The sequence below is a fragment of the Klebsiella sp. K47 genome, from assembly GCF_051858335.1.
Taxonomy (GTDB): Bacteria; Pseudomonadota; Gammaproteobacteria; order Enterobacterales; family Enterobacteriaceae; genus Klebsiella; species Klebsiella pneumoniae.
Window position 1 is genome coordinate 1 of sequence record NZ_JBPYUI010000438.1, and the last position, 223, is coordinate 223.

The window sequence follows — 223 nt, forward strand, 5'->3', positions numbered from 1 at the left end:
GCATCAAAAAATGCACTGGAAGACGGAATAAAGTGATGTGGATATTGAGTTGGATTGAGTCCAAACTTTTGTTGGATATACGTGGTGTGGAGTTGATCTTTTGCGTTAAATATCAGTGCAGGAGCTGCACGTAGAGACTCGCGGTTGACACCTTGTTTAAACCATTGCTGTGCAAAAGTAGGCGTGGCAACAAAACGATAGTTCATATCGCCAATGTATTCCG

1 protein-coding gene is annotated in these 223 nt (G+C 42.6%); it reads right to left on the reverse strand.

Translation table 11 applies throughout. The annotated features are described in order from the left end of the window. On the reverse strand, nt 1-206 hold a 206-nt coding region (locus RRF55_RS28695; protein ID WP_439419400.1), incomplete at its 3' end, for a hypothetical protein. Between the last annotated feature and the right edge of the window lie 17 nt (nt 207-223).